This is a genomic window from Candidatus Poriferisocius sp., from assembly GCF_965208355.1.
Lineage (GTDB): Bacteria > Actinomycetota > Acidimicrobiia > Acidimicrobiales > Bin134 > Poriferisocius.
Genome location: NZ_CBDBOM010000003.1, coordinates 225920 through 237601, shown reverse-complemented (window position 1 = coordinate 237601; position 11682 = coordinate 225920). Strand labels below are relative to the sequence as shown.

The following is an 11682-nucleotide window of genomic DNA, read 5'->3' as shown; positions in this document are numbered from 1 at the left end:
AGCAACTATCGTCCCGCCGATGGACTCGGAGATGCTCCATCCCCGCCGTTTCGCAGCCCAATCACCCGACCAACCGGCGGTGATCATGGGGCGGACCGGCGAGATGATCGCCTACCAAGAGTTGGACGAGGAGGCCAACCGGCTGGCCCATTTGCTTCGGGCACGGGGCCTCAATGCCGGTGACCATCTGGCCATTGTGTCGGAGACCACCTCGCAGTCGATGGCGGTGGTCTGGGCCGCCCAGCTGGCCGGACTGATCTATACGCCAATCAACTACCACCTCACCACCGGCGAGATCCAGGCCGTGCTCGACGACTGCGGTGCCGCGGCGGTGATGACGTCGGGTCGAACTGCCCCGGTGGTGGCTGAGTTGGACTTAGCCCGGGTACCGGTGCGCCTCACTACCGGCACCGACGCCCCAGACGGGTTCGAGCCGGTGGCCCGAGCCGCCGCCGACCTGCCCACCGCGCCATTGGCCGACGAGGGCGAAGGCCGGGAGATGGTGTACTCCGGGGGCACTACCGGTCGGCCCAAAGGCATCCGCAAGCCGACCGCCCAGACCCGCATCGGCGATCCGGCCAACCCTGCGGTGCAGACCGCGCTGGCCATTGGGAACTACGGCGTAGACCACACCAGCGTGTATCTGTCGCCCGCCCCCCTCTATCACGCGGCCCCTCTGGTGTGGTGCATGTGCGTACACCGGGTGGGGGGCACCGTGGTGCTCATGGAGCGATTCGACCCGGCCGAATGCCTGCGCCTCATCGCCGAGTACCGAGTAACCCATGCCCAGTTCGTCCCCACCATGTTCTCCCGCATGCTGAAGTTGCCCGCCGATGTGAGAGAAGCGGCCGACTTGTCCAGCCTGCAAGTGGCCGTCCACGCCGCCGCCCCCTGCCCAGTGGAGGTCAAGCGGCAGATGATCGAGTGGTGGGGGCCGATCTTGTTCGAGTACTACGCCGGCACCGAGGACATCGGACACAGCTCCATTACCTCCGAGGAGTGGCTGGCCCACCCCGGGTCGGTGGGGCGGCCGCTTCAGCCGGTTCACATCGTCGGACCCGACGGCAACGAAGTGCCCACCGGCGAGGTCGGGGTGGTGTACTTCGACGGCGGGCGGGACTTCCAGTACCACAACGATCCCGAGCGGACCGCGGCCGTGGCCCACCCCATCGGCTGGCGGACGCTGGGCGACATGGGGCGCCTCGATGAGGAGGGCTATCTGTACCTCACCGACCGGGTGGCCCACACCATCATCAGCGGCGGGGTCAACATCTACCCCCAGGAGATCGAGGATGCGCTGATCATGCACCCCGACGTGGCCGATGTGGCGGTGATCGGCGTCCCCAACGACGACCTGGGCGAGGAGGTGCGGGCTGTGGTCCAACTGGTATACCCGGACCGCGCGGGAAACGACACGGAGAGCGCTCTGTTGGGCTGGTGCGAGGAACGGCTGGCCACCTTCAAGTGCCCTCGGGGGGTGGACTTCGATGAGTCGCTGCCCCGCGATCCCAACGGCAAGCTGATGAAGCGCTATCTGCGGGACCGCTACTGGCCCACCGACTCCGAATCCCGGATCGTCTAGCGGGGCTCGTCGCCCTCGAAGGTGATGCGGTGCATGACCCGGAGCTGTCCGTGGTAGTCGTTGATGGGATTGTGCATGGCGCAGCGGTTGTCCCACAGTGCCAATGAGCCCACCTCCCAGCGGAATCGGCAGGTGAACTCGGCCTTCGACTGGTGGGCGAAGAGAAACCGCAGCAGGGGCTGGCTCTCTTCCTCGGTCATGCCCTCGAATCGGGCGGTGTGGGCCACGTTGACGTAGAGGGCCAACCGACCGGTCTCGGGGTGGGTGCGGACCGCCGGATGGACTGCCTCATAGCTCTCCGCTGAGGAGTGACCGGCCTCGTTGGCGTCGGCAATGCGGTCCTCCCGGGTCTTGGACACGTCGGCCATCGCCGAGCTGTTCACCGCCCGCAGGCCCCGCAGGAACTCCTTCAGGCCGCCGGACAGGGCGTCGTAAGCGGCGTACATGTTGGCGAACTCGGTGTCGCCGCCCGCGGCGGGCACCTCCCGGGCCAAGAGCATCGACGCCATGGGCGGCTGCTCCAGGTAGGCGGTGTCGGTGTGCCAGATGCCGCCGAAATTGACGGTCTCGTGGGGCAGCTTCTTGACCTCGATGATCTCGGGATGATCAGACAGCCCGGGCACGAACGGATAGCGGCCGGGGGTGCCGATGCGGCGAGCGAACGCCGAGTACTGGTCAAGGGTCAGGTGCTGGTCCCGAAAGAACACCACTAAGTGGTCCAGCCATGCCTGGCGAATCTCGGCCACCGCCTCGTCGGCCAGGTCGTCGCTCAGGTCGATTCCGGCAATCTCCGCGCCGATGCATCCGCTCACCGGTGCCACACTCAGATGTCGATACTCGCCCACTCACGCTCCACTCAGGCCGGAAAGAGGTCTTTGGTTAGGGTAGCGACGCATGCCATGGAACGCTGATGTCTGAACCTTTCGATCTCGCCGGCAAGGTGGTACTGGTCACGGGGGCCAGCCGGGGGGTCGGCGCGGCCATCGCACTGGCGGCCTCGGCCAAGGGAGCCAAAGTGGCATGCGCGGCCCGGTCAACCAAGGCGTCGCCCAAGCCGCTCCCCGGCACCATCGACGAGACCGTCGAGGCGGTAATCGACGCTGGGGGCGAGGCATTGGCCGTTCCCACCGATCTGACCTCGGCCGATGACATCGAGGCCATGGTGGCCGCACCGGTAGAGACCTGGGGCCGACTCGACGTAATTGTGAACAACGCCGCGGTCACCTTCGTCGGCGAAGTGGACATCCCTCTCAAGCGCTACGACCTCATCATGGACATCAATTTGCGGGCCCCGCTGCTCACCGTGCGGGCTGCGCTGCCCCACCTGCGGGCCGCGGGGAGGGGACGCATCCTCAGCTTGTCGTCACAAGCTGCGCTGCGCCCGGTGCCGGGGCTCATGTCGTATGGCATGTCGAAGCTGGCCCTGGAGCGGATGACCACCGATCTGGCCCGCCAGCTCCACCCCGACCGCATCGCGGTCAACTGCTTCCGCATCGACATCCCGGTGGCCTCAGAGGGCACACTGGCCAACATGGGCCATGTCGATCTCACCGATTGGGAGCCCACTTCGGTGCCTGCCGACGGCATCATCTGGATGCTGGAGCAGCCCGACGAATACTCCGGGCGGTGCGAGAGCATGTGGGATCTGCGCCACCGGGAGAACATCATGCCCAGCCGGGCGGAAGAGGAATACACCACCAAACCCCCGCTCCAGTTCATCAACGGCCTGTACGACTTGAATACCGAAGACGCCTTCGCCCGAGGCGCCAATGAGTCAGCGAGCTGACCGTGGACCTGTCGGGAAAGACCGCCATGGTGACCGGAGCAGCCTCGGGAATCGGCGCGGCCTGTGCTCGCCGTTACGCAGAGGCCGGAGCCCACGTGATCTGCGCCGACGTAGCCGACGACGCCGGCCAACAGGTGGCCGATGAGATTGGCGGACGGTATCGCCACCTCGATGTGGCTGATTCCTCGGCTTGGACTGCGCTGGCCGCGGAGATAGCGGACGATCCCGGCCACCTGCACATGGCCCACCTCAACGCGGGGATTGTTATGGGATTGTCCGACATTGCCGAGATGAGCGACGAGGATTATCTCCGAATCATCGGAATCAACCAGCACGGTGTGGTTTATGGCCTGCGGGCTGCCACTCCGCTGCTGGAAGCAGCCGGGGGCGGCCATGTGCTGGTTACCGGCTCGATGGCCTCATTCAGCCCGCTGCCGGTGGACTTGGGCTATTCCATTTCGAAACACGCCATTGCCGCGTTGGTCCGCAGCGCCGCTCCCACTCTGGTCGAGCGGGGCATCAGCCTCAACGCCGTTTGCCCGGCCATGGTGGGAACCGGGTTCCTGGGCGGCAACCGAGAACAGTTAGAAGCCGCGGGCATGATCATCATGGACGCTGAGCAGGTCGCCGAAGCGGCCATGGCCATTCTCGATTCGGGCCTCACCGGCGAGTGCTTTGCCTTGTTCAAAGATCGACAGCCCGAGCCCTTCCCCTTCGCCACCATTCCCGGGGCTGACTACCGGTCGCGCCGCTAGCAACCGCCATGGCCGAAGCGTCAACCACAACGTCAGGGACCGCAGCCGACATCGGGCTCACCGTGGCCGAGTCGTCCCCACGTCCTCCAGAGCTGGCCCGTGCTCCTCAGGGAGCGCCCAACGTGGTGGTCATCCTCCTGGACGACACCGGGTTCGCCCAACTCGGCTGTTTCGGGGCCGACTTCGCCACCCCCAACATTGACCGGCTGGCCGCCGGTGGCCTGTCGTACAACCGCTTCCACGTGACCGCCCTGTGCTCGCCCACCCGGGCCGCTCTGTTGACCGGTCGAAACCACCACGCGGTGGGCATGGGCTTTCTGTCCGACATGACCATGGGGTTCCCCGGCTACACCGCCCGCATCCCCCCGTCGGCGGCCATGCTGCCCCGCATTCTGCGCGACGCTGGTTGGGGCACCATGGCCATCGGCAAGTGGCACCTCGCCCCCCGGGGCGAGCGCAGCGCCGCCGGGCCGTTCACCCTGTGGCCCACAGGTGTGGGCTTCGAGCGCTACTACGGAGTGCTCCACGGGGGAGCCAACTGCTGGGCCCCCAACCTGGTGCGCGACCAGCACTACATCAAAGCACCGGCCCACTACGACGACGGCTACCACCTCAGCGCCGATCTGGCCGACCAGGCGATCGCCCACATCACCGACCAAAAGCACGCCGCCCCCGACAAGCCGTTCTTCTGCTACTACGCCGAGGTGGCCACCCACGCCCCCCACCACGTGACCCCCGAGTGGGTGGAGCCCTACCGGGGGATGTTCGACGACGGGTGGGACCGGTGGCGGGATCGGGCCTTCGAGCGCCAGCTGGCCTCCGGAATCGCACCGGAGGGCACCACCCTCACCGAGCGGCCCTCGTGGGTACAGCCCTGGGATGAACTCGACCCCGACGCCCGGCGGTTGTTCGCCCGCATGCACGAGGTGTATGCCGGGTTCGTCAGCCACACCGACGCCCAGATCGGCCGGGTGATCGACCACTTGGAGGCCATCGGCGAGCTCGACAACACCGTGGTGATCTTGTGCTCCGACAACGGGGCCAGCGCCGAGGGCGGCCATGTGGGCTCGGTCAACGAGCACCGGTTCACCAAGGGCCTCCCCGAGTCGGTGGCCGCCAACCTGGAATGGCTCGACCAGTTGGGCGGCCCCCGCACCTACAACCACTACGCCTGGGGCTGGGCCTGGGCCGGCAATACCCCATTCCGGCTATGGAAGCGCTACGCATGGCTAGGTGGCACCCGCACCCCACTGGTGGTGCACTGGCCCGCCGGCATCGCCGCTCAGGGGGAGGTGCGCACCCAGTTCTGTCACGCCATAGATTTGGCCCCCACCGTGCTGGAGCTGTGCGGGGTGGACGCTCCCGAGTCGGTAGACGGGGTGGCCCAGACGCCCCTGCACGGGGCCAGCCTGTCCGCCACCTTCGACGACGCCAATGCCCCGTCGCCCCGAGCCGAGCAGTACTTCGAAGTCCAGGGGTCGCGAGCCATGTACTTGGACGGCTGGAAGGCCACCACCGACCATGTGGCCCAGGCCCACGGCGATGAAGTGGCAATGATGGAGGGCAGCCGCTCATTCGACGACGACACCTGGGCGCTTTTCCGCCTAGACGATGACTTCTCCGAGGCCCACGACCTTGCTGATGAGCACCCCGAGAAGCTGGCCGAGCTTGAAGCCGCGTGGTGGGCGGCGGCCGAGCGTTACGGCGTGCTGCCCCTCGACGACGGCTACGCCGGGCGGATGCCGGCCATCTATCCGCCGGCCTATCCGCCCCCGGCCCAGGCCCGGTACCGACCGGGCGCAGGCCGAGTGGCCGACGAGGTAATGCCGGTGCTGGTGCGGGGGTTCACCATCGACGCTGCCGTGACGGTGGGCCCCGGCGGAGCCGAGGGCATCCTGTGGGCAATGGGCGATTGGACCAGTGGCTTGGCCCTGTACGGGTTGGACGGCACCCTGGTGCTGGGCCTTTGCCTGTCGGGCGACCAGTTCCGCCTGGCCACCCCACCGGTTCCCTCCGACGCCGCCACCCTGGGGTGCCGGTACCAGCCGTTGTCTCCAGACTCAAGCATCGTCGAGCTGCTGGTGGACGGCGAGACCACCGCCCGGATGGAGCTCGACCGGACGTTCCCCAATTCCTGGCAGAACGGCGGCACCGGGCTGGTCATCGGCCACGACACCGGCTTCCCGGTCAATGACGACTACCAGCCCCCCTTCCCCTGGACCGGCGTCATCTCCCATGTCGACATCTCCACGCCCGGCGCTGCGCCTCCCGATCCCGCCCAAATCGCCCGGGAATCCCTCAACGCCGACTGAGCGTTAGGCGGGTCGCGAAAAAACTGCTAGACCACTTCGGGTCGGCCAACCACAGGAGGCACTATGAGCAGCGACACCCCATCTGAGCGTCTCGACGTCAACGGCATGGTGGCGGTGGTCACCGGAGGGGCTGGCGGCATCGGCAAGGGCATCGTGACCGCTCTGTTGCAGCGAGGCGCCACCGTGGTCATCGCCGATGTCGAGGCCGACACCACAGAGGCCACTGTGGCCGAGCTGTCCGATCTGGGCCCGGTGTCAGGCTGGCCCACCGACGTGGCCGATGAGGCCTCGGTGGCCGCTTTGGCCGATCACGTCTACGAGGCCCACGGGCGATGCAATCTGCTCTTCAACAACGCCGGGGTCACCTCCGGTGGGGGCGGCAAACCCTGGGAGCAAGAACCCAACGACTGGCGGTGGTGCTTCAGCGTGAACGTATTCGGCGTGGCCATCTGCACCACAGAGTTCGTGCCCCGGATGCTGGCCGGCGGAGAGCCCGGCCAGATCATCAACACCTCTTCGGGCGACGGTGGGTTCGCCCCCGTGCCCACCGCCTCGGTATACGCCGCCTCCAAGGCTGCGGTGAGCTGCTTCACCGAGACGGTGCACGTCAACCTGATCCGGGAGGGCAGCGACCTGCGGGCCTCGGTGCTCTACCCGTCAGGGGGCATGCTGGACACCGGCCTGTTCACGGCCCAGCGCAACCGGCCGGATCACTTCGCCCGGGTAGGCGACTCCACCGGACGGCGCAGCATGACCTTCCAAGAACTCAAGGACATCTTGACCGAGATCAGGGGTGAGGAACCCCAGGTGGCCGATCTGGTGGAACACGGCAACTTCGTGGTCGACTGCGTGGAGCAGCGCCGGTTCATCATCGGCCGCAACATCGAGGACACCGTCGCTCTCCTCCAGCGCCGAGCCGAGGCCATCGGACGCTACGAAGTCCCCGACTACCACGACATGGGGTTGTAGATCTTCGTTACGCGCTCACCCGAATGGGATGGGGCAGGGGCTGGTTGAACAGGTAGCCCTTTTGGTTGAAGGGAACCCGATCGGGCTGGGTGTTGCCTGCGATGTCGATGGCTCGGGTCATTAAGGCGTGCTCGCCGGCGGTGGCTGACCAGTCGAACTCGAATTGGGCCCACGAATGCTGGGGTTGCGGGGTGAGCACCCGTGAGTCACGCCAATTGGCCCCGCCGTCATCGCTGTATTGCACTCGGTAAATCTGCCCGTGGGGTGAGTGGGCGTAGCCCCTCAAGGTGTGCTCGCCGGCATCCAGCCGAGCCGGCCACGGCAGCGCCAATGCGCTCTTGATGTTCTGCTCGGTCACCACTTGGCCCAGCGCCTCTCCCTCAGGCGTGTAGTCGTCGCCGATCATCACGTAGGAGGTGGTGTTGTTGCGGGTCCACTGCGGATCGGCCGACACCACAATGCGGCCCAGCCATTTGATCTGCGAGCTGCCCACCCAACCGGGGACGATGGCCCGAAGCGGGAAGCCGTGGTCTCGGGGCAGCGGCTCGCCGTTCATCTCATAGGCCAGGATCGTGTCGGGATCCAGGGCCTTTTCCAGCGGCAGAACCCGCTGGAAGCCCCCCTCGGGCGAATCCTCGTCCAGCCCCACCAACAGCACGCTGACGGCGTCATCGGCCAACCCGGCCAAAGTCAGCACATCGGCCAATGAGACGCCGATCCAAATGCCGTTGCCAATGGCGCCCCGTCCCCATTGCGTTCCTTCGGCCGCTCGGCCTTGCAACCGGTCGAACATCACCCGATGGTTGCCCGCGCATTCCAGATAGGCGGTCACCGAGCGGCTGGGTAGGCGATGGATGTCGTCGTAGCTGAGGTCGAGGCGCTGCTCCACGGCGTCGCCCTCGACGACTAGCGACCAATCGTCGACCGACAAATCGACGCTGGTGGAGTTGTTGCGGACGAAGAACAGGTCGTTGGGCGTGATCAGCCCTGGCATCAACTCCAGGCGGGACTCAAGCGATGCACCCCGCTGGATGAACGGCGTCGGATCTTTGAACAGCGCGGCCGGATAAACGGTCGAGACAGGGCCGCCGGTAATGGACACCGAAGACGAACCGCGGCCACCGCAGGCCGCCAGTACCGCCGCGGCCCCACCGGCAACCAGTAGCGCCAGAAACTGGCGTCGCGGCATCCCCTCCCCGCTGGCCAACTCCCACAGACGCTCGCTCTGCTCACTCCAAGTGCCAAGCTCCATCGCCCCGTCTCCGAATCTGGCTAGCCCACGTCGAGGGGGCCAGCCAGCTCGACAAACGTCTTGGAGTCGTAGTCGTACTCCATCAGGTACTGCTGGTCGTTGGCGTCGATCTTGCCGGGCCGAATAGAGACGAAGCCATAGCCGGGCACCGACAGGTCGGGCACCCGGCCCAGCGCCTCCACCCACGATTCGTTGGTCAGATTGGGACCGGCAGCCTCGGCGATTTGCACGAAAATAGCCAGGTCGCGACAGGCGTTGAACATCCCCGGCCAGTAGTCGGGATCGCCTTCAGCCTGCTGGTCGGGGGGCACAACCTGCACACCGGTGGCAGCCTCGACCACCTCGATGCACTGCTGGATGCGGGGATCGTCCACCGGGTAGTCCAGGAAGGTTCGGGCGGTCAGCACCACGGTGTCAGGACTAAGGCCTTCGGGCTGCTCTTGTTCCCAGGTTCCGATGCGGTCGCCATTGGGCACCAAATAGACCATGTCAGGCGCGTTGGCGAACAGCTGGGCGTCTCGGGTCGGGGATTCTCCGATGAGCATTATCGCCTCTACTCCCTCGACCCGGCCCCGCTCAACGAACACGTCCATCTCTTCCTGGGTGGCGATGGTGTCTCCGGTGTAGGCGGCCTTCGCCACCACCGGGACCTCGGCGCCAGCGGCTTCCAATAGCTCCACCACCGAGTCGACTAGCCCGGGCGGCGCGCCGGTGATGGCAATCACCATGATCGGGCCCAGTTCGTCGATTCGACCGGTCTGCTCCAACACCGACACAAAGGCGGCATTGCGCCGATCCAGGCTGGTGGGGGCGATGACCCACCGCCCGCCAGCGGCCTCGGCCTCCGACCGTGAGGGCAACCCGCCGACCAGGATGGTCTCGTGCAGTTCGGTGATGCAGGTGTTAACTCCGGCCGAGCCCGATCCGGTGAAGCCGCCCAGCACGGCAAATACCTCCACGTCTTCGGTGAGCTTGAGGCAGAGCTCTTCGGCGCCCGCTGAGCCCACCGGCCAGTAGGCCTCGGAAATCGCTTCGAGGCGCCGTCCGAGCACGCCGCCTTGTTCGTTGTACCAGTCCACAAGGGCCAGAAATGGGGGGCCGAAGCTTCCGTAAGGCAAGTCGAGCCCGAAGTCGGTCCGCAGCCGTTCGAAGTCGACGTGGACGTGGCCGATGAGAATCGCCTCCGAGGTCACCCCCCGGAACGAGTCGGTCAAGACAATGGGCTCGGGAGTGGGCTCCGTTGTGGCCTCAGGGGCTTCAACTGCGGCCGGCCCCTCGGTGGGCGCCGGTTCTTCGGCGGTGGCCTGTGCCGGTTCGTCAGGCTCGGGCTCGGCCGGAGCGGGCTCGGGCTCAGCCTCGGCCGTCGGTGCTGTCGTCTCGGCCTGGGGCGTGGCCGCGTCGCCTCCCCCATTGTCGTCATTGCCACCGCACGCCGCGGCCACCAATGCCACAAGCACGACCACAACCAGCCAGCGAGTCGATGCGCCTACACCGCGTTGTTTCATGATTCCCCCTCATCGGGTGGAGCTACCCCACGTCGATGGGGCCTTCCAGCTCGATAAACGCCCGGGTGTCGAAGTCGTATTCAACCAGGTACAGCTCGTCGGCGGCGTCCACCTTGCTTGAGCTGATCGAGGCGAACGCCATTCCGGGAACCGAGATGTCGGGAATGTTGTCCAACGCCGCCACCCAGGATTCGTTGGTGAGATCAGGACCGGCCGCTTCGGCAATTTGCATAAACATGGACAGATCGCGGCAGGCGTTGATCATTCCGGCCCAGTGCTGTATGTCCCCTTCTTCTAATTCTTCTGGAGGCAGTATCTCGATCTCCAGAGCGGCCTCAATCACGCCGATACAGTGCAGGATGCGGGGATCTTCCATCGGTGATGGGCCGGCTCGGGCAGTGAACACCTTGGTTCCGGATTGGAGGCCATCGGGCGGCTCACGGAGCCAATCGGTAAGGCGATCGCCGTGGCCCATGATGTAGATGATTTCTGGCGCGGTGGTAAATAAGTGAATGTTGCGGAATTCCGCCTCACCGATCAGTATCGCCGACCTAACACCATCGCTGCGGGCCCGCTCGACGTACACGTCCACTTCGGCCTGTGTGGCGGCCTGGTCCCCGGAGTTGTTCACCACCACGACCACTGGCACTTCGGCCCCGGCCGCCCTCAAGGCATCGGCAACGCCGTCCGCCAGTGCCTGCTGTTCGGGATGGCCGCCGAAGACCATGAACGGACTCAGGTCGTCGATGCGCCCGGTCTGCTCCAAGATGGACACCATCGCCTGATTGCGCCGTCCCAAACTCATCTCGGAGGTGACCCATAGACCACCCGCCGCCTCGGCCTGCTCGGGGGTGGGAAGGCCGCCGACCAAGATGGTGTCGTACAGCTCGGTAATGCATGTGTTCACATGCTCTGTGCCAGGGCCGGCAAACCCAGTGAGAACCGCGAATACTTGCTGGTCCTCCGTCATTTTGAGGCACACCGCCTCTGCGGTGGTGGACCCTACCGGCATGTACAGCTCGGACACCACCTCGATGCGCCGCCCCAGCACGCCGCCCTGCTCGTTGTACCAGTCCACCAAGGCCAAAAGCGGCGGCCCGAAATTCTGGTAGGGCAGGTCAAGCCCGAAATCGGCATTCAACTTCTCAAAATCGATGGTTGGGTGGCCGATGAGGATGGTCTCTGAGGTCACCCCTCGGAACGAATCGGTCAAAACGATGGGCTCAGGTGTGGCCTCGGGCGCTTCCTCTGGAGCGGGTGCCTCAGCTTCCTCTGGCTCCTCCTGCGTAGGGGCGGGTGCCGGTTCGTCGGATTCGCTCTCTGTTGGAGCGGGTTCGGCTTGGCCGTCGGCATCGGCTGGTTCGGGAGCCGTCGCGGCCACCGTCGGCTCCGGGGCTTCAGTCCCCGCGTCGCCGTCGTCGTCGTTATTGCCTCCGCAGGCTCCAGCCACCAGGGCCAAGGCCAACAGCACCAACGTCCAACGCGGCAAAGCCGACACCCTACGCTTGCTGTCCTTCACGG

At 66.1% G+C, this 11682-nt stretch carries 9 protein-coding genes; 5 read left to right on the top strand and 4 right to left on the bottom strand.

Features of this window, described 5'->3' with window-relative positions; all coding sequences use genetic code 11:
• The first annotated feature begins 31 nt into the window (after window positions 1–31).
• Window positions 32–1582, top strand: coding sequence for an acyl-CoA synthetase (locus ACOGXH_RS02410; RefSeq protein WP_419930310.1), 1551 nt, complete (start codon window positions 32–34; stop codon window positions 1580–1582).
• On the opposite strand, the gene ACOGXH_RS02405 is transcribed toward ACOGXH_RS02410, so the two are convergent.
• A complete protein-coding gene (locus ACOGXH_RS02405) occupies window positions 1579–2394 on the bottom strand; it encodes a TauD/TfdA dioxygenase family protein (RefSeq protein WP_419927521.1) in 816 nt (271 codons plus the stop codon). The two genes, ACOGXH_RS02410 and ACOGXH_RS02405, sit on opposite strands and share 4 nt — an antisense overlap.
• A gap of 98 nt (window positions 2395–2492) precedes the next feature.
• On the opposite strand from ACOGXH_RS02405, the gene ACOGXH_RS02400 reads away from it, so the two are divergent.
• From ACOGXH_RS02400 to ACOGXH_RS02385, 4 genes are all read left to right on the top strand, one after another.
• Complete coding sequence (locus ACOGXH_RS02400; RefSeq protein ID WP_419927520.1) at window positions 2493–3368, top strand: SDR family NAD(P)-dependent oxidoreductase; 876 nt, start codon at window positions 2493–2495, stop codon at window positions 3366–3368.
• 2 nt (window positions 3369–3370) lie between these two features.
• Complete coding sequence (locus tag ACOGXH_RS02395) at window positions 3371–4123, top strand: SDR family oxidoreductase (protein WP_419927519.1); 753 nt, start codon at window positions 3371–3373, stop codon at window positions 4121–4123.
• A gap of 8 nt (window positions 4124–4131) precedes the next feature.
• Complete coding sequence (locus ACOGXH_RS02390) at window positions 4132–6435, top strand: arylsulfatase (RefSeq protein ID WP_419927518.1); 2304 nt, start codon at window positions 4132–4134, stop codon at window positions 6433–6435.
• Window positions 6436–6498: 63 nt separating this feature from the next.
• Window positions 6499–7404, top strand: a complete 906-nt coding sequence (locus ACOGXH_RS02385; protein ID WP_419927517.1) for an SDR family NAD(P)-dependent oxidoreductase — start codon at window positions 6499–6501, stop codon at window positions 7402–7404.
• 7 nt (window positions 7405–7411) lie between these two features.
• Here the strand turns inward: ACOGXH_RS02385 and ACOGXH_RS02380 are convergent, their stop codons facing one another.
• Genes ACOGXH_RS02380 through ACOGXH_RS02370 form a run of 3 tightly spaced genes read right to left on the bottom strand, consistent with a single transcriptional unit; the run spans window position 7412 to window position 11680 of the window.
• Window positions 7412–8656 carry a sulfite oxidase gene (locus ACOGXH_RS02380; RefSeq protein WP_419927516.1) on the bottom strand — a complete coding sequence of 415 codons (1245 nt, stop codon included), beginning with the start codon at window positions 8654–8656 and terminating at the stop codon, window positions 7412–7414.
• Between the two features lie 20 nt (window positions 8657–8676).
• Window positions 8677–10161 (bottom strand): hypothetical protein, encoded by a 1485-nt coding sequence (locus ACOGXH_RS02375; RefSeq protein WP_419927515.1) that lies wholly within the window; start codon window positions 10159–10161, stop codon window positions 8677–8679.
• Between the two features lie 22 nt (window positions 10162–10183).
• Window positions 10184–11680: a hypothetical protein gene (locus ACOGXH_RS02370; protein WP_419927514.1), complete on the bottom strand. Its 1497-nt coding sequence runs from the start codon at window positions 11678–11680 to the stop codon at window positions 10184–10186.
• Window positions 11681–11682: the final 2 nt, after the last annotated feature.

What these genes read in the sequence shown, in the direction of transcription:
- ACOGXH_RS02410 (WP_419930310.1), top strand. Translation starts at nt 32, where the DNA reads ATGCTCCATCCCCGCCGTTTCGCAGCCCAATCACCCGACCAACCGGCG.
- ACOGXH_RS02400 (WP_419927520.1), top strand. Translation starts at nt 2,493, where the DNA reads ATGTCTGAACCTTTCGATCTCGCCGGCAAGGTGGTACTGGTCACGGGG.
- ACOGXH_RS02390 (WP_419927518.1), top strand. Translation starts at nt 4,132, where the DNA reads ATGGCCGAAGCGTCAACCACAACGTCAGGGACCGCAGCCGACATCGGG.
- ACOGXH_RS02385 (WP_419927517.1), top strand. Translation starts at nt 6,499, where the DNA reads ATGAGCAGCGACACCCCATCTGAGCGTCTCGACGTCAACGGCATGGTG.
- ACOGXH_RS02380 (WP_419927516.1), bottom strand. Translation starts at nt 8,656, where the DNA reads ATGGAGCTTGGCACTTGGAGTGAGCAGAGCGAGCGTCTGTGGGAGTTG.
- ACOGXH_RS02375 (WP_419927515.1), bottom strand. Translation starts at nt 10,161, where the DNA reads ATGAAACAACGCGGTGTAGGCGCATCGACTCGCTGGCTGGTTGTGGTC.